The 16,312-nt window shown below is 48.3% G+C and carries 15 protein-coding genes; 13 read left to right on the forward strand and 2 right to left on the reverse strand.

The annotated features are described in order from the left end of the window. Window positions 1–765: 765 nt before the first annotated feature. Window positions 766–2,196 carry a cysteine--tRNA ligase gene (gene cysS / locus Q0537_RS08755; protein WP_299227230.1) on the reverse strand — a complete coding sequence of 477 codons (1,431 nt, stop codon included), beginning with the start codon at window positions 2,194–2,196 and terminating at the stop codon, window positions 766–768. Further along, entirely contained in the window at window positions 2,183–3,580 is a 1,398-nt protein-coding gene (gene murJ, locus Q0537_RS08760; protein ID WP_299227232.1) for a murein biosynthesis integral membrane protein MurJ, read from the reverse strand. The genes cysS and murJ overlap by 14 nt, the downstream gene beginning before the upstream one ends. A gap of 80 nt (window positions 3,581–3,660) precedes the next feature. On the opposite strand from murJ, the gene Q0537_RS08765 reads away from it, so the two are divergent. The 13 genes from Q0537_RS08765 (at window position 3,661) to Q0537_RS08825 (ending at window position 16,014) form a co-directional block, all read left to right on the forward strand. Further along, window positions 3,661–4,764: an ABC transporter permease gene (locus Q0537_RS08765; protein ID WP_299227233.1), complete on the forward strand. Its 1,104-nt coding sequence runs from the start codon at window positions 3,661–3,663 to the stop codon at window positions 4,762–4,764. After that, window positions 4,761–5,531 (forward strand): ATP-binding cassette domain-containing protein, encoded by a 771-nt coding sequence (locus Q0537_RS08770; protein WP_299227235.1) that lies wholly within the window; start codon window positions 4,761–4,763, stop codon window positions 5,529–5,531. The genes Q0537_RS08765 and Q0537_RS08770 overlap by 4 nt, the downstream gene beginning before the upstream one ends. A 476-nt stretch (window positions 5,532–6,007) precedes the next feature. Further along, window positions 6,008–6,937: an MlaD family protein gene (locus tag Q0537_RS08775; RefSeq protein WP_291937273.1), complete on the forward strand. Its 930-nt coding sequence runs from the start codon at window positions 6,008–6,010 to the stop codon at window positions 6,935–6,937. 2 nt (window positions 6,938–6,939) lie between these two features. Then, window positions 6,940–7,503 carry a hypothetical protein gene (locus Q0537_RS08780; RefSeq protein ID WP_299227237.1) on the forward strand — a complete coding sequence of 188 codons (564 nt, stop codon included), beginning with the start codon at window positions 6,940–6,942 and terminating at the stop codon, window positions 7,501–7,503. Continuing rightward, window positions 7,500–8,054 (forward strand): Holliday junction branch migration protein RuvA, encoded by a 555-nt coding sequence (gene ruvA / locus Q0537_RS08785; RefSeq protein ID WP_005870379.1) that lies wholly within the window; start codon window positions 7,500–7,502, stop codon window positions 8,052–8,054. The genes Q0537_RS08780 and ruvA overlap by 4 nt, the downstream gene beginning before the upstream one ends. 23 nt (window positions 8,055–8,077) lie before the next feature. Continuing rightward, the gene (locus Q0537_RS08790; protein WP_299227240.1) at window positions 8,078–9,109 is read left to right on the forward strand and encodes a D-alanine--D-alanine ligase; all 1,032 of its coding nucleotides are present in this window, start codon (window positions 8,078–8,080) and stop codon (window positions 9,107–9,109) included. A 60-nt stretch (window positions 9,110–9,169) separates the two neighbouring features. Beyond that, window positions 9,170–9,388, forward strand: a complete 219-nt coding sequence (locus Q0537_RS08795) for a prevent-host-death protein (RefSeq protein ID WP_299227242.1) — start codon at window positions 9,170–9,172, stop codon at window positions 9,386–9,388. Continuing rightward, window positions 9,360–10,109, forward strand: a complete 750-nt coding sequence (locus Q0537_RS08800; protein ID WP_299227244.1) for an alpha/beta fold hydrolase — start codon at window positions 9,360–9,362, stop codon at window positions 10,107–10,109. The genes Q0537_RS08795 and Q0537_RS08800 overlap by 29 nt, the downstream gene beginning before the upstream one ends. An 830-nt stretch (window positions 10,110–10,939) precedes the next feature. Next, the gene (murF, locus tag Q0537_RS08805) at window positions 10,940–12,589 is read left to right on the forward strand and encodes a UDP-N-acetylmuramoyl-tripeptide--D-alanyl-D-alanine ligase (protein WP_299227247.1); all 1,650 of its coding nucleotides are present in this window, start codon (window positions 10,940–10,942) and stop codon (window positions 12,587–12,589) included. A gap of 243 nt (window positions 12,590–12,832) precedes the next feature. Then, a complete protein-coding gene (locus tag Q0537_RS08810; RefSeq protein WP_299227250.1) occupies window positions 12,833–13,513 on the forward strand; it encodes a DNA alkylation repair protein in 681 nt (226 codons plus the stop codon). Window positions 13,514–13,611: 98 nt separating this feature from the next. Then, window positions 13,612–13,980, forward strand: coding sequence for a pyridoxamine 5'-phosphate oxidase family protein (locus Q0537_RS08815; RefSeq protein ID WP_177389050.1), 369 nt, complete (start codon window positions 13,612–13,614; stop codon window positions 13,978–13,980). A 275-nt stretch (window positions 13,981–14,255) separates the two neighbouring features. After that, window positions 14,256–15,029, forward strand: coding sequence for an SDR family oxidoreductase (locus Q0537_RS08820; protein ID WP_299227254.1), 774 nt, complete (start codon window positions 14,256–14,258; stop codon window positions 15,027–15,029). 391 nt (window positions 15,030–15,420) lie between these two features. Next, complete coding sequence (locus Q0537_RS08825; RefSeq protein ID WP_299227257.1) at window positions 15,421–16,014, forward strand: BON domain-containing protein; 594 nt, start codon at window positions 15,421–15,423, stop codon at window positions 16,012–16,014. Window positions 16,015–16,312 lie beyond the last annotated feature (298 nt).

Consider the following 16,312-nt stretch of genomic DNA (forward strand, 5'->3'; position numbering starts at 1 on the left):
ATTTATCGCGATCTTTCACGCTTTTGTACGCCCACGTTTTAAGCGGCAAATGCTTTGAGGCACCATAAAGCGCTACAAAGTGCCGTTATATATCGCGTGTATCGCGATTTCACAACGGCGTGCCGCATTGCGCTTTCATGCTACCGCGCCTTAAAAAAATCGCGCTAAATTTACGCACGAGCGCTGTATTGCTATTTATGCACTGCACCCATTCGCATTACCACATGCTGCCGATAAAAAATCGCGATCCGCCTTATGCCTTCGCCGCCACATCGCCATATCATTGTATCGCCGAATAAAAATTGCGCCGAAATATGCATGACCGCCGCAGTGCTGCTTTCACTGCGCTACGGCACAACCCCGCATCGCCAATTGCCGATAAAAATCGCACTAAAATTTACGTACAGTCAGACACGTAGTACTACCGCTGCACCGCACTATATCGCACCGCCACATCGTCTATTACCAATAAAACACGGTAAATACGCGCAGACACCGTAGTGTTACTTCATTTTGCCGCGATATATCGCGCCGCCGTATCAGCTGCGCCGACGAATGAAAATAGCGATCCACCTTGCGCTTCTGTCGCCGTGTCACGCCACACATCGCTCTGGCACCGTATCACTAAATAAAATCACGCCGCTGTATCACAATACTGCAGATAAAAATCGCACTGAAATTTACGCGCGAATTAGCGTTCGGATTTGTACCCCACATGGCAAAAATGTAAAATTTATCGCAAAATTTTGCGTTAAATTTTACATTTTATTCCGTCGTGATCTCCCAAACGGTGCCGCCAGGCGTATCCATAACTTCGATTTTCATATCCGCAAGGCGCGCCCTGATGGCATCCGCGCTCGCAAAGTCCTTTTCCGCTTTCGCCTGCGCGCGCTGTTTTATCAGCTCCTCGATCTGCGCTCTTTGCTGCTCGCTCACGCCAAAGCGAAAGTATTCGGTCTCATCCTCATATAAAATTCCGAGCGTCTGCTTTGCAAACTCCAAATTTGCAGCGATTTGAGCCTTTAGCGCCTTGTCTTTTGGTGCGCGATCTAGCGCTTCGTTCGCGCTTGCTACAAAGCTATCAAGCACTGCAAGCGCGCCTGAGGTGTTGAGATCGTCGCTTAAAAACTCCATCATCTCCGATCTAAATTTAGCCTCCGCAGCAGGCAGCTCGGACGTGGAATTTTGCCCCGCAGCGGGAGTTAAAACGTCACGGACGCGCTTTTTAAGGCGGTAAATTTTATCGAGCCTCTTTTTGCTCGCAAGCAGATCGGTCACCGAATAATTAAAATTTGCCCTGTAATGCGAGCTTAAGAGATAAAATCTCAGCGCCTCGCCGGGTGCGATTTTTAGGGCGTCTTTTACAAAAAACGAGTTGCCTAGGCTCTTGCTCATCTTTTCGTTATTTACCTGCACGAAGCCGTTGTGAAGCCAGTATTTGCTTAGCGCTCTATGGCGGGCGCAGCGGCACTGCGCGGCTTCGTTTTCGTGATGTGGGAAGAGCAGATCGGCGCCGCCTGCGTGAATGTCGATGCAAAAATGCGGATCGCCGCTATCAAGGTGCGCTAAAATCATCGCGACGCACTCGCTGTGCCAGCCCGGGCGCCCTTTGCCAAACGGGCTATCGAACCAATTTTCGTCAAATTTCCACAGCACGAAGTCCTTCTCGTCGTGCTTAGCATCGTTTGAGGCGACGCGGGCAATGTTTTTGCCGGCGCCCTCTTTTTTGCCGCTAAGACTTAGATAATCCCCGTCCTTGCGTGTGTCGAAGTAGATGCCGTCTCCCGCGATCTCGTAGGCAAAGCCTTTTTGAAGAAGTGAAGATATAAGCTCGCAGATCGCGGCGATATTCTCGGTCGCCTTGGGCGAAATGCTCGCGTCCGCGACGTTTAGCGCGCTCATATCCTGCAAATATCTGCGGGTGTAAAGCTCCGTGATCTCCCCCAGACTCTTGCCTGTTTCCGCCATCTTTTTTAAAATTTTATCGTCGATGTCGGTGAAATTTCGCGCAAATTTAACCTCATAGCCCTCCGCTTGTAGTACGCGGCGCAGCAGATCGAAGCTCACGGCGCTTTTTGCGTGCCCTAAATGCGCGTCGTCATAAACGGTCGGGCCGCAGGCGTAAATGCGCGCTACCCCCTCGCTAATGGGCTCAAACGGGAGCTTCTTTTTACTCAAACTATCATAAATTACCATAATACAAGCCTTTTAAAATGTATAAAATCGCCGCTTCGCCCGCACAAAGCGCCGCGATCGCAATAATTTTTTTTGCGCGGATTATAGCCAAAAAGTTATTAAATCCAAAAAAATAGAGGTTAAAGCCGAGCAGAAACGCCCCCGTTATCGTGCTTGCAAACGCAAGCCCCACGGCTCCGAAGGGTTTAAAAAACAGCGCGCACAAAGCGACGTTTATAAAGACGCACCAGATCGAAATTTTCGCGCTTAGCTTCTGCTTCATATTTGCATACAGCCAGTGCGAAAAAATCCTAGACAGCCCGAACGGCACGAGCCCCACCATATATGCGCCAAGAACCGCGGCGCATTCGATGGAATTTTGGCGGGTAAATTCTCCGCGCTCAAACAGCAGCTGCGTGATCTCGTTTCGCAGCATCACGCCGCCTATCGCAGAGAGCCCGAGCAGCGCCAAAAGGAAGTAAAATCCGCGCTCCACAAGCGCCATAGCCTGCGCGTCGTCGTGCGCTTTTACAAATTTGCTCATGCGCGGAAAGATCGCCGTGCTAAGCGCGATCGCAAAAAGCGCGAGCGGCAGCTGAAATATGCGGTTGGCGTAGTAAAGATAGCTGATGCTGCCGCTAGCAAGGAAGCTCGCAAAAAAGGTATCTATAAACGAGCTTAGCTGAAGCGCCGACGCACCGAGCACGCCTGCGAAAAAATTTTTATAAAAGCCCTGCGTCTGCGGTTTATCGCCCCGTGCAAGCCGCGCAAAGCCGCCCGCTAAGACGCGCAGCATACCGGTAAATTTCAGCGCATAAACGTGCACCGCAAGCTGTAAAAGCCCGCCCGCTACTACGCCAAAGCTAAGATAGAGTACCGCCGTAGCGCCGTCTTTGCCGCGAGCCAGCAGAAGCGCCGCTATCATCGCTAAATTTAAAAGCGCGGTCGAAAACGCCGTCGTAGCGAAGTGGTCGCGATACTGAAGCAGCGAGGCAAAGAGCGTAACGACGAAGATAAACGTGAGGTAGAAAAAATTTATCCGCACATACGGCACTGCAAGACCGATTTGCTCGGCGCTAAATCCGTATGCTAAAACTTTAGTAAAAACGGGCGCGGCGAGCAGCACGAGCGCCGTCAAAAGCGCGATGAAAATGCTAAATTTAATAAGCACCGCTGCGGCGAAAATTCCTTTTTTGCGCGCGGCGGTAAAACTAGGCAAAAATGCCTGCGTAAAGGCTCCCTCGCCGAATAGTCTGCGAAAAAGATTGGGCAGTTTAAACGCTACGAAAAACAGATCGCTATAAATCCCCGCGCCCAAAACCGATGCGGTAAGCAGGTCGCGCACGAAACCCAAAACTCGCGAAACCAGCGTGCCTACGCTATTTGTAAAAAAGCCTCTGAGCATAAATCTCCATTAAATTTTATAAAATGCCAAGGTTGATTATATTATAATTTCCCCTATTTTTTGATTTTGGAGAGAAATTTTTGCGGAATTTAGCCTTTTCGCTCGAAAGCTCGGGCGGGAAAAATACCTTATCGCTACGCGGGCAGTGGAACTACAAAAGCTCGCGCTCGCAGCTGCTTGCACTAAAAAAAGCGGTAAAAAATCTAAACGAGCTGGAGCTAAGCTTAAGCGAAATTTCAAATTTAGACTATTTCATGGCGCTGATGATCAAAAACGCCCTTGCCGGCAAGCGGGTTAGCCTTGTGGAGGATAGCAGCAAAGCTGCCAAAATTTTAAGCTTTATGGATGATAAAACGATCGATTTTAGCTATGTACCCGAATCTCGTAGGCTAAATTTTTTAGCGCAGATCGGGCTTTATTGCCATCTTGGAATTCTAGGCTTGCTAAGCCTTGCAAGCTTTTTGGGCGAGTTTTTCTCTAAACTCGCAGCTTTTATAATTCATCCGATGAAATTCCGCTTCAAAGAAACCGTAAATTTCATCAAAGATAGCGGCATAGACGCGCTTTTCATAGTCTCATTGACGGCATTTTTGATAGGTATCGTGCTTGCTTACATAGGCTCGGATATGCTTTCTAAATTTGGTGCCAGCATCTACATCATCGATATAATGGGTGCTTTGACGCTTCGTGAGGTAGCACCTCTAATCGCCGCTATTGTTATCGCAGGTCGCTCGGCTTCGAGCTTTACGGCGCAGATCGGTGTGATGAAGATCACCGAAGAGATAGATGCGATGAGGACGATGGGCTTTGATCCGTTTTATTTTCTTGCGATGCCGCGCATTATCGCGATGGTACTAATCATGCCGCTGGTCATTTTTATTGCAGATTCGGTAAGTATTTTTGCTCAGATGATAGTGTGTGACGCGTATTTAGACATAGCCTTTAGCGATTATTTGGATAGATTTAAGGCTTCTGTAGAGCTTAGGCATTTTTTAGTAGGTATGATTAAAGCGCCGTTTTTTGGGGCATTTATCGCTATCATCGGCTGCATGCGGGGTTTCGAAGTAAAAGGAAATACCCAAAGCATCGGCGAATACACCACGATCAGCGTCGTAAATGCGATATTTTGGGTTATTGCGATCGACGCGGTATTTGCGGTTCTGTTTTCGGAAATCGGGCTATGAGCGAGCAAGTACAATCCAGCGAAAGCGCTAACATTATAGTCGCACGCGACGTTACTACCGCGTACGGATCGCGCGTTATGCACGATTGCGTGAGCTTTAGCGTCAAAAAGGGCGAAATTTACGGCTTTTTAGGCGGCAGCGGCAGCGGCAAAACGACGTTAATGAAAACTCTCATATTTTTAAAACGCCCGCAAAGCGGCGAGATTAAAATTTTCGGGCGCGATATTTGGCGCGCGAGCGAGGCGGAGCAAAACGAGATCCGCCTAAAATGCGGCGTGATGTTTCAGTTCGGCGCGCTTTACAGCTCGATGAGCGTGCTTGAAAACGTAGGCGTTCTGCTGCGCGAATACTCTAAATTTAGCGAGCGCGAGATAGATGAGCTATCGATGTTTTGGATCCAGAAGGTGGGGCTTAAAAAAGAGGCCGCCGCGCTTAGGCCAAACGAGCTTAGCGGCGGTATGAAAAAGCGCGTGGCGCTGGCTCGCGCGCTTGCTCTAAGTCCTGAAATTTTATTTTTGGACGAGCCAAACTCGGGGCTTGATCCGCTCAGCGCCAGAGCCCTTGATAGGCTTGTTTGCGAGCTTAGAGACAGCCTCGGCGTCACGGTCGTGATGGTGACGCACGACGTGGATAGTATCTTTGACATTTTGGATCGGTTTTTGATCGTGGATAATCAGAAAATCGCTTTTGAAGGAAATATCGAGGAGATTTCAAGCCTAGAGAATAACCCGCTCGAAGAGCTATTTAAGATGCGACAAAGAGATTAAACTTCGGAATTTACCGAGCCGAAATATGCATCGCGGCGGGTAAAATTTAGATAGGTAGGAGCTGAAATTTTAAAATAGCAGCGGAAGAATTTTAAATTTTAAACCTAGCGAGGAATTCCCGGCTCCGCAGGGCTTAAATTTTAAAATTTAGACCTTAGTGGCTCAATCGAAATTTTAAAATTTAAGCAGGTCGCATTTAAGGGCGCATTTATTGGATAGTGCATTAAATTTTAAAAATTTAAACGAGCAAGCGGCGCTAAATTTAAACCGGAGCGGCAAAATTTTACGCTAAAATACGGCGCGGCGATATTTTGAAATTTCAAAATGCACGCTAAGCTTTAAAATTTAAACTCAGATGATTCTGCAAATTTTGCGACTATTTGAGAAAGTGCTAAGTTTTAAAATTTAAGCCCAAATGGCTATTTTAAGGCATATCGCAGGGCTTAAATTTTACGCTCTGAAATTAGGAGAAAAGATTGGAAAATAGAACTTCATACACGATAGTAGGCGCATTTGTTATGATCTGCGTCGCGGCTCTTACGGCATTTATGTGGTGGATGCTTACAAAGACTGATCGCAGCGAAAGCTACCGCTCCTACTATATCCACACAAAAGAGCTTCCCGTAGGCATTAAGGAGAATTCCGAAGTTAAATTTATCGGCGTAAATGCGGGCATCATCAAAAGCATCGACTTTGCCGATATCGAAAATGCGATTATTGAGATTGAAATTTCGGTAAAAAGCAAGCTACCGATCTCGCAAGATAGCGTCGCTAAGGTAGAATCTCAAGGCATCAGCGGAATCGCGTTTATAAATATCACGAAAGGAAGCGGCAAGCTTTTTCCGCCGAATGATAAAAAGCCGATAATTGCGCTGGACAAAACACTTCTTGACAAAATCGGCTCTAAAGCTGAAGTCATCACCGATAGCGTAAGTGAGATGATCTTTAAGATTAATGGGCTACTGTCTAAGCAAAATACCGATAAAGTGGATAGAATCCTATCTTCGATGGATAAATTTAGCGCCGAGCTAAGCGATGAGAAAAAATTCCAAAGCCTAGACGCGCTGCTTGCTAACGTAAATACTCTCATAGCAAATTTAAACGAGCGCGAGAAGGAGCTAGACGCGCTGCTAGATAATCTAAATGCTTTTGCCGTGAGTGCTGCCAATCTATCGAATTCACTGGATAAAACCGCAGGCATCATCACTAAGCGTATCGATCGCGGCGAGTACAATCTAAAAGCGATCTTGGATCCTACGCTTGAGGAGGCAAAAAACACTCTTGGCGAGCTAAAAAAATCGCTTAGAGAATTCCAAGGCGCGATGTTTAGGCTAGAGGACAATCCTTACGATTTCTTTTTTAAAGACACTTCTAAAGGCGCGGATCGCGACGATAAAAAGGAATAAAGATGAAAAATTTTATAAAGTTTACGCTTGCTGCGACGCTGGCGGCGATATTTTTAGGCGGCTGCTTAGCTAAGCAGGCTAAGCCATACACCTACTACGAGCTGCGTTATGATCAAAAGCGCTGCGTAAATCTTAGCGGTGCGCGCAAAAATATCTTTATCGACACTATCACGGCGACAGATCTCGTCGATAGGCGGGATATTTTAATAGTAGATTTTAGAAACCGAACGCGGTTCGCAAGCGACGCCAAATTTATCACGATGCCTAGCGAGATGGTATATAAGGCACTGCTTGATGCGGCATTTTCCACCTGCTCGCTAAATCCGATATTTGTGCCAAAAGAGCGGGATTTGCGCCTAAAAACCAGTATCGTAGCGCTTCAGGTCAATAACGATCAAGCAACCGTCACGATGGGGTATGAAATTTTGAATTCTTTAGAAAGCATAAAATCAGGCATCGTCACTAAGCGCGTTTTTGTGCCTGATCCTAGCTCGCAAAGCATTTATAATGCTCTAAATCTAGCGCTTAATGAGAGCATAAACGAAATTTTAAAGGCTCTTAGATGATAGCAGCGATCGAAGGAATTATCACGCGCAAGGAGCCCACTGCTTGCGTCATTAAATGCGCTAGCGGCGTAAGCTACGCTCTTTCATTGTCATTAAATACCTCCGCGAAGCTCACGCAGGGCAAGCTGACCGAGCTTGCGTGCGTACAAATTCTGCGCGAGGATGCCGATTTGCTGTATGGGTTTTTAGACGAGAGTGAAAAAAAGATGTTTGAAACCCTAATCAAGCTTAGCGGTGTAGGTGCAAGCACGGCGATGGCGGTTTGTTCGACGCTTGCTCCGCAGGATTTCGCGCGTTGCGTAGCTACGGGGGATGCTGCGACGCTAACTTCAGTTCCGGGCATCGGCCCAAAGACCGCTAGACGGATCATTGCCGAACTAGGCGATGCGAAGTTAATGGAATTCGGTCCTAGCGAGACTTATAAAAATGAAGCGGCGTCCGCACTACAAAGCCTTGGATTTAAGCGCGATAAGATCAATCAAATCTTAGCGGGATGCAGCAGCACGAATACGTCAGATCTTGTCAAAGAGGCGTTAAAAAAATTAGCGTAGAAAATAAAATTTGAAGGAAAGCAATGAAATTTGGCATAGTTTTTGGAGCTCAGAGCTACGAGCACGAAGTAAGTATCATCTCGGCAATTGCCGTCAAAAATGCCCTAAAAGGCTGGGACTTGGAGTTTGTATTTTGCGATAAAAATCGTAAATTTTACCGCATCGAGGATAAAAATATGCGCGCGGCATATTTTAAGCAGGGCGGCTATGCTAAAGCAAAAGAGCTTAGTATCGGTGCGGGCGGATTTTTTGAGAGCGGAATGTTTAGCAAAAGCATGCTAGAAGTCGGCACATATATCAATCTAATCCACGGCTGCGACGGCGAGGATGGTAAAATGGCAGCGCTATTTGAGTTTTTTGGCATCCCTTACATCGGGCCTCGCATCGAAGCTAGCGTGCTAAGTTATAATAAAATTTTAACCAAGCACCTAGCCGTAATCGCAAATGTAAAAACCTTGCCGTATGAGATCGTAAATCGTACTAGCCTGCCTAATTTTAATTTTCCGATCATCGTTAAGCCCGCTCATTTGGGCTCTAGCATCGGAATTTCGATAGCCAAGAACGAAAGCGAGTTTAGCTACGCGCTGGATCAGGCTTTTGAGCTGGACGACAGCGCGATCGTAGAGCCGTACTGGGAAAACGTAAAGGAATTCAATCTCGCAGGCGCTAAAATAGACGGCAAAATCGTATTTTCAAACATCGAAGAGCCAAAAAAAGATGGCTATTTAAATTTCGATCGTAAGTATTTGGATTTTTCGCGTAGCGGTGCGATCGAGCCCGCTCGTCCTGGCGCTTTGCTAGAGGGCAAGATGAAAGACGCCTTTACGCGGCTTTATAACGCAGGATCATTCGATGGCGCGCTCATTCGCTGCGATTTTTTTGAAAAAGAGGGTGAAATTTATCTAAACGAGATAAATCCAAACCCGGGCAGCCTCGCAAACTATCTATTTGATGATTTCCCAGAGGTCTTAGCAGCTCTTGCTTCATCGCTGCCGCCGATGAGGCAGATCCCTGTAAGCTACGAGCTGATCACCAAAATCACCGCTAATAAATAGCCAATCGTTTAAAATTTTACGCTAAATTTTGCGTAAAATTTTACCCCAAAAGGTCGAGTTATGATAAATCAAGATGAAATTTACACCGCTACCGAGATCGTGCGCAACTTCAGCACCGTTTTAAACAAGATCAAAAACCAAGAGATCAAAAAAGCCCTGATCGTCAAAAACAACAAATTCGAAGCCGTAATGATCAGTGTGAGCGAGTTTGAGCGGCTCGAAAAGGCAGTCGAGCTACTCAAGGCCGTTTATGCCAAAAGGAGCGGCGGTGGCGAGTAAGGAGCTCGTCTACGGCGGCGAGAGCTACAAAATCAGCTACGAAATTTCAAACCTGCAGCGCACCGAATATATTTTGGTGCTGCACGGCTGGGGCGCAAACAAAGCGCTTATGTCTAGGGTTTTTTCGGATAAATTCCGCCGTTACGCGATAGTGTGCGTCGATCTGCCGGGATTTGGCGCCAGCTCGCAGCCCGCGCGCGCCCTTGGTAGCGAGGATTACGCGGAGATTATGCGCGCCTTTATCGCGGCTTTTGGCAAGCAGCCCGCGGCGATCATGGGGCACAGCTTCGGCGGCAAGATCGCCGCGTTGCTGGCTCCGCGCAATCTCATACTGCTAAGCAGCGCTGGTATCATCGAACCCAAGCCTTTCGCCGTGCGCGCTAAAATTGCGATTTTTAAAATTTTAAAAAGACTTGGACTGGCGGGTCTTTGGCGCGCGTTTGCAAGCAAGGATGCCGCAGGTATGAGCAAGACGATGTACGAGACGCTAAAAAACGTCGTAAATGAGGATTTCCGCGACATTTTTTCCGCGCTAAGCCCGCAAAATGCGCTCATCTTTTGGGGTAAGGACGATCGCGCCACTAGCCTAAAAAGCGGCGAGCTGATCCACTCGCTCGTTAAAAATAGCAAATTTTATCCGCTGGCGGGGGATCACTTTTTCTTTTTGCAAAGCGCGGATTTTATCGGCGAGCAGATTGAAAAGGAGCTTGGCAGCAGCTAAATTTAACGATTTGGCGCCGCGCTAAATTTAGAACGAAACGCGATTTTGTGTAAATTTTAAAATTTAGCCGCGAAATTTTAGCGCCGCTAAAAATCGTGCTTTAGATGTAAATAACAGATCGCGCGAAAAGCTGGGTGGCAGCGAGTGTATTTCAAATGAGGCGCTTTAATACGGCTCACCCCGCGTTTTAAAATTTTGCAATCTGTTTGCGTCAAAGATCGCAAACCGAAGCGTAAATTTTAAATATAAAAGCCGCGAAGTATGCGGCACATATTAAATTTTAGCGGCGTAAAATCCGCTCTTTGGGCGCGTAGTATAAAACGCAAAGCTCAAATTGCGGCAATGCCGCGTTAAATTTTAAAATTTTACGCCGTAGCGGATCGTTTCCGCTTTGTGTTTGCGGCAGCCGTACAAGACGCGGCGAAACCGCGTGCGTGCACCGAAAAACGGACGATTAAATTTAGTCGTACCGCGCCATGTATTTGCCGCGACAGAAGGCCTATGTGCCGTAAATAATGCGAATAATCGCGCGAGATAGGGCGCGATGTCGCAAGATATGCAGCGTGCGAAAATTTCAGGTCGCGAGATGGATACGGCGCGGTATCGAAAATGGAGGCACGCGGCAGCGTAAATTTATCTAGCGTGGCTCGTGCAGCTAGCATGAGAGAATGAATTTGCAAGCTAGCGAAGTTTGCAAAAATAGAATTTGCAAAGCGAAAATTCATAAAATTTGCAAATGAAGTCTAATGCCGGTTAGTCCGAGCTCGCCGCATTTGCCCGCACAGGCTCGCAAAGCGGGCGCGCAAATTTATAAAAAGGAATTTTAAAAGATGAATATAATATTTTTGATCGCGCACGCGGCATTCGTCCTACTGCTGGGCTTTTATCTGATCACCTGCCTGCAGTGGTTTTCATACAAGCCCGCGCGCATCATCTTTCACTTCACCAAGCCCGCGTGGCACCTCTATTTTTTGATTTTGCCGCTGGCGGCGTATTTTGGCTGCGAGATCGCGGCGAGCCTCTGTGCGGCTAAATTCGGCACCGCGCCCCTCCATGCCCTGCACATCGCTAAAATTCTAATCGTCGCGGTCTATGCGCTAGCGCTTTATTTTTGGCAAAGAGGGCTTGATAAAAAGCTCGTCTTTACGCCGCGCGTGAAGCGATTTTTTGCGATTTTGGCGGTTTGTGTGTTTAGCTTTAACGCCGCGTTTTATGCCGTGGGAGGCCCGATTTTGCCGATATTTTTACCGCTTGGCGCGGGCCTTGCGGCGAGTTTTGCTTATGAGCGGGCGCAGGCTGCGAAATTTAAGGCTGCCGCACGCAAAAAACTAGCCCAGATGCCCTCTCTTACGATCATTCAGATCACCGCGAGCTACGGCAAGACGAGCATTAAAAACTTCTTGTATCAAATTTTAAAAAATGACTTTCGCTGCTACAAGACGCCGCGCTCGGTAAATACGCTAGCGGGGCTAGTGCGCGACGTAAACGAGGCGCTACCCGCAGATACGCAGATCTACATCGCCGAAGCAGGCGCCAGGCTAAGCGGCGACATCGCCGAGATCACCGAGTTTTTGGCGCCGCAGATCGTCGTCGTGGGTGAGATTGGTGCGCAACACATCGAGTATTTCAAAAGCATCGAAAACATCCGCAAAACCAAGCTCGAAGCGCTCACAAGCGTGAGGCTAAAGCATGCGTTTTTGTACAGCTCTACGCAAAAAAGCGCGGACGAGTGCGTCACGATCTACGACGAGGGGCTGGAAATTCATGGTGCAGATCTGGACGGAATAAAATTTAGTCTTAGCTTTAGTGAGGATGAAAGCGGTGCTAGCGGCGAGAATTCCGCGCTGCGCGCAGAAACATCCGCCGCAGAGAGCGAAGGGCAGGGTGATTTGAGCCTAGATGCAAAGAACATATGCGACGAGTGCAGCGCAGAGCAAGAGGAGCAGGAAAAGCAAGGGAAGCAAACGAGCAAGGGCGATCGGCATGAGTTTTTCGCGCCGATTTTGGGTAAATTTAACGCCGCAAATCTCGCTGCATGCATAAAGATCGCGCGATTTTTAGGGCTTAGCGCAGATAAAATCAAAAGCCGCGTCGCACACGTCGGCGCCGTCGAGCACCGCCTCGCGCGGCTAGATGCGGGCGGCAAGATCATCATCGACGATAGCTTCAACGGTAATCTAAGCGGCATGCTGCAAAGCTACGAGCTGATGCGAAGCTACGGCGGGCGCAAGGTCATCATCACGCCGGGCATCGTCGAGAGCACGCGCGAAGACAACGAGACGCTGGCTGCCAAAATCGATGAAATTTTTGATCTCGCGATCATCACGGGCGAGCTAAATTCCGAGGTGCTGCAAAGCAAAATCGACCCCGCAAAGACTATCGTTTTGAAAGATAAGCGCGATTTGCAGCGGGTTTTGAGCGAAAATACGCACAGCGGCGATCTGATTTTGTTTTCAAACGACGCGCCGAGCTTCATTTAAGCGGCTTTAGCGATACGGCTTACTCTGCATGGCTGTATACAGAGCGATTTAGCAGGCATGTTTTTTAGATAAAAGACTTTGAGCGAGTGCGGCGAGCGACTTAAACGCGATCTATCGGGCGATTAGTTTGAGCGTGCGGCGCGATCTGTTTAAATAGATAGTCTGTGCGGCGGAATTTCGGCGCGGCGCGATCAGCTCGCGTTCGGGCTGGTAAAATTCGCAATCAAAATTTAAAGGAAAGCTATGGATTTACGAGAAAATATGCTAGGGCAGCTGCGGGCGTTAAGCGAGGAGAAGTTGGCGAAATTTTCGCAGCGCCTAATACCCGCGCCGCAGATTTTGGGCGTGCGCACTCCGGCACTTCGCGCGCTTGCCCGCAAAAGCTTCGCCGCTTTGGGAGAGGCGGACGAGGCGCGTCGCAAGCTGCAAAATTACGAGCCCGTTTTTCACGAGGAGTTCGTGCTAAAGGGCTTTTTTATAATGCTTTTGAAGCAGGATGAGACGAAATTCGCGCTTGCGAGCAGTTTTATCAAAACGATGCCTAATTGGGCGGTTTGCGATATGTTCGCTCCGAAATTCAGGGGCGCCGATCTTGCGGACGCGCTGCTAAAGCAGGCTAAAAGCGGCGCGAGCGAGTTTGAGAGGCGATTTTTCTACGTTTATTTTATGCGAAATATGGACGCGATCTCGCCTAAGGAATTTTTTGAAATTTGCGCCGCCGAAAGCGACGAGCGGTACTACGTGCAGATGGGCACGGCGTGGGCGATAGCCGAGATGTTTATCAAGCAGCGCGAGATCACGCTTGCGTTTTTGGCGAGCAAACGAGCGGCTAAATTTGTCCAAAACAAGGCGATATCGAAGATCTGCGATAGCTTTCGCGTAAGTAAAGCCGAAAAAGATGCGCTTTTGAAGTATAAAATTTAACCGCAGCAGAAAGTGGCGGAGGTAGTTAAAATTTCAGTTGCGCGCGGGGCTTGTCAGCCAAAATCGCGAGCTTTAAAATGTAAATTTAAGGAGAGAAAATGTTTAGCAAGGAATTTTTGGAGATTTTGAATTACGAATGCGCCGTAGGTATCGCTACCTGCGCGCAGGGCGAGGCTCATATCAGCAATACGTGGAACAGATATCTCGTCATTAAAGGTGATCGCATCCTCATCCCGGCTGCGGGTATGAAAAAGACGCAAAGCAACGTGGAGGCTAATCCAAACGTCGAGCTTAGCGTCGCAACGAAGGAGCTAGCAGGCAGGTTTGGCGCAGGGCGCGGCTTTGTGGTGAAGGGCACGGCGCGCTTTATAGATAGCGGCGCGGAGTTTGAGGAAACGAAGGCAAAATTCCCTTTTGCTACAAGGCTACTTGAAATCACGGCTAGTAGTGTAAAACAGGTGCTGTAAGCCGAGCGGCGCAGTTTGGGTGGAATTTATGGATGGAATTCCCGATGAAATTCCACCGCGAGCTTTACGATGGAATTTTGCCGTGAAATTTTATCGATGGAATTTTAAAGTTAGTAAAATTTTATCGACGAAATTTTGCTTCGCTGTAAAATTTTAAAGCGAGCGAAATTTTAAAGCGGGTAAAATTTCAAAGCCTGCAAAATTTCGAAGTCTGCGAGATCCATAAATCTCGCTCAAATTTTTAGAACCTAAATTTACGCATTGAAAGGAAAAGTATGAAACGATTAGAGGGTAAAACCGCCGTAATTACGGGCGGAAGTGACGGCATAGGGCTTGGCATCGCAAAGTGTTTCGCCGAAGAGGGCGCAAATTTGATCCTGCTCGGCAGAAGCGAGGAGAAATTAAAAATCGCGCAGGAGGCATTGGACGGTTACGGCGTGAAAATTTACGCGGTAGAGGCGGATTTGGCGCAAAGCAAAACGATAAAAGGCCTTTGCGAGCGCATTTTAGCACTACCCCTTAAGATAGATATTCTCGTAAATAACGCCGGACTGGGAAAATTCGTACCGTTTGAGGCGACTGACGAAGCGCTGCTGGACGCTCATCTAAATCTAAACGTCAAAGCGCCATATCTGCTTACTCAGGGGCTTTTGGACGCGCTTGCGGCTAGCAAAGGCTGCGTGATCAATATCTCGTCGTATTTCGCAAACAGAATGCTCGTGGGGCGCACCACGACGGCATACTCGATCACCAAAGGCGCGCTAAATTCTTTCACTAAATCGCTTGCTTTCGAGGTCGGCAAACTCGGCATTCGCGTCAATGCCATAGCGCCCGGAAGCGTGCTGACGCCGCAGTTTGAGCGAAATTTAAGCGCGCTTAGCCCGCAGGGGCGCGAGGCGTTCGAGCAGATGGTGCAAAATATCTATCCGCTCGGCAAAATCGGCAGCGCGCAGGACATCGGCGAGGCGGCGGTGTTTTTGGCGTCGGATGCGGCGAAATGGGTCAGCGGCGCGATATTTGCGATAGACGGCGGGCTTACGACGAATTAGCCGGACCGGGCGGAATTTTGGGCGCGGGTTTTGAAACATAAAATTTTACAGAGGCGAATTCCGCCGCGAGAAATTTTACCCCGTAGAATTTCGCAGCGGCAAATTTTACGATGAAAAATTTAGCACGTAGAATTTTACGGCGACGAATACTGCGCGTGAAATTCCGCTATGGCGAAAATGCAGAATTCCGCAAGCCGTGCGAATTACAACGCAAATTTTAAAATTTATATTGTAAAATTTTGCGGCGCGTCGGCTCGGAATTTTAAGTCGTGAAATTTCGCGCCGTAAAATTTCAGGTCGTGGTAAAACGGCGCCTGCGGAGCTAAATTTAAAAAAGCGGCGCCGGCAGCCGGTTTGAAATAACGAGAAATCAAACGAGATTGGAGAGGGTTTGAGGGTTTTGTTTCTGGCATTTTTGTCGGTGTTTTTGCTCTCTTGCGCGGCGCTATTTAGCTCGTGCGCGGCTCCGCTGGCGCCCGCTGGTAACGCGCTTAGCGTATACGACATCTACTCCGTAGCGCGCGACCGCCGCAGCGTAAGCGAGGTCGCTAGCGACAAGCTAATCCAGACTAAAATCCAAAGCAAAATTCTATTTACCAAAGGCCTTAGCAGCTGGGATTTGGAGGTCGAATGCTTCTATGGCGAGGTCTATCTCATCGGGCTACTGGACAGCGAAGCGATGCGCGAGCCGCTACTTGCTTTAGCTAGACAAACCGAAGGCGTGCGGCGCGTACATACCTACCTGCGCGTCAAAAAGCCCGAATATCCGTGCAATTCGTTTGAAATTTTTACAAATTTAAAGAAAAATCTCTTTTCCGATACCGACGTTTCGGGCACTGCGGTGCGTGTGGCGATCGTAGGCTGCGACGTGGTATTTAGCGGCGTGGTGAGCGACATCGAGCACGAAAAGCACGCGATCTGGTACGCGACGCACGCGCCTGGGGTACAGGACGTGTATTCCTTTCTGCGCGTGGTGAAGGAGTAGGGCTGTTAAATTCGATCTCTTCGGCACGGCAAATTTAACCGCTTGCGTTGAGCTAAATTTAAAAGATACGCGCTCGGTTTATTTAGCTTGCTTGCACAGCGCCCGCATCTATGAAATTAAAATTTTATCGGCGCGCAAGATAGCGGGGAATTTTAAAATTTGGCTCACGAGCGCGAGCATTAAGTAAATTTAAAGCCGCCTCAGACGATAATTTCGGAAGTGAAATTTACGCCGCGAGCGCTCGCCGAAAAGTAGCGCTCAGTGCCGATAAAAAGCGTGCCCTGTTTAAATAGCAACC

It is taken from the genome of uncultured Campylobacter sp. (assembly GCF_938017775.1).
Classification (GTDB): Bacteria; Campylobacterota; Campylobacteria; order Campylobacterales; family Campylobacteraceae; genus Campylobacter_B.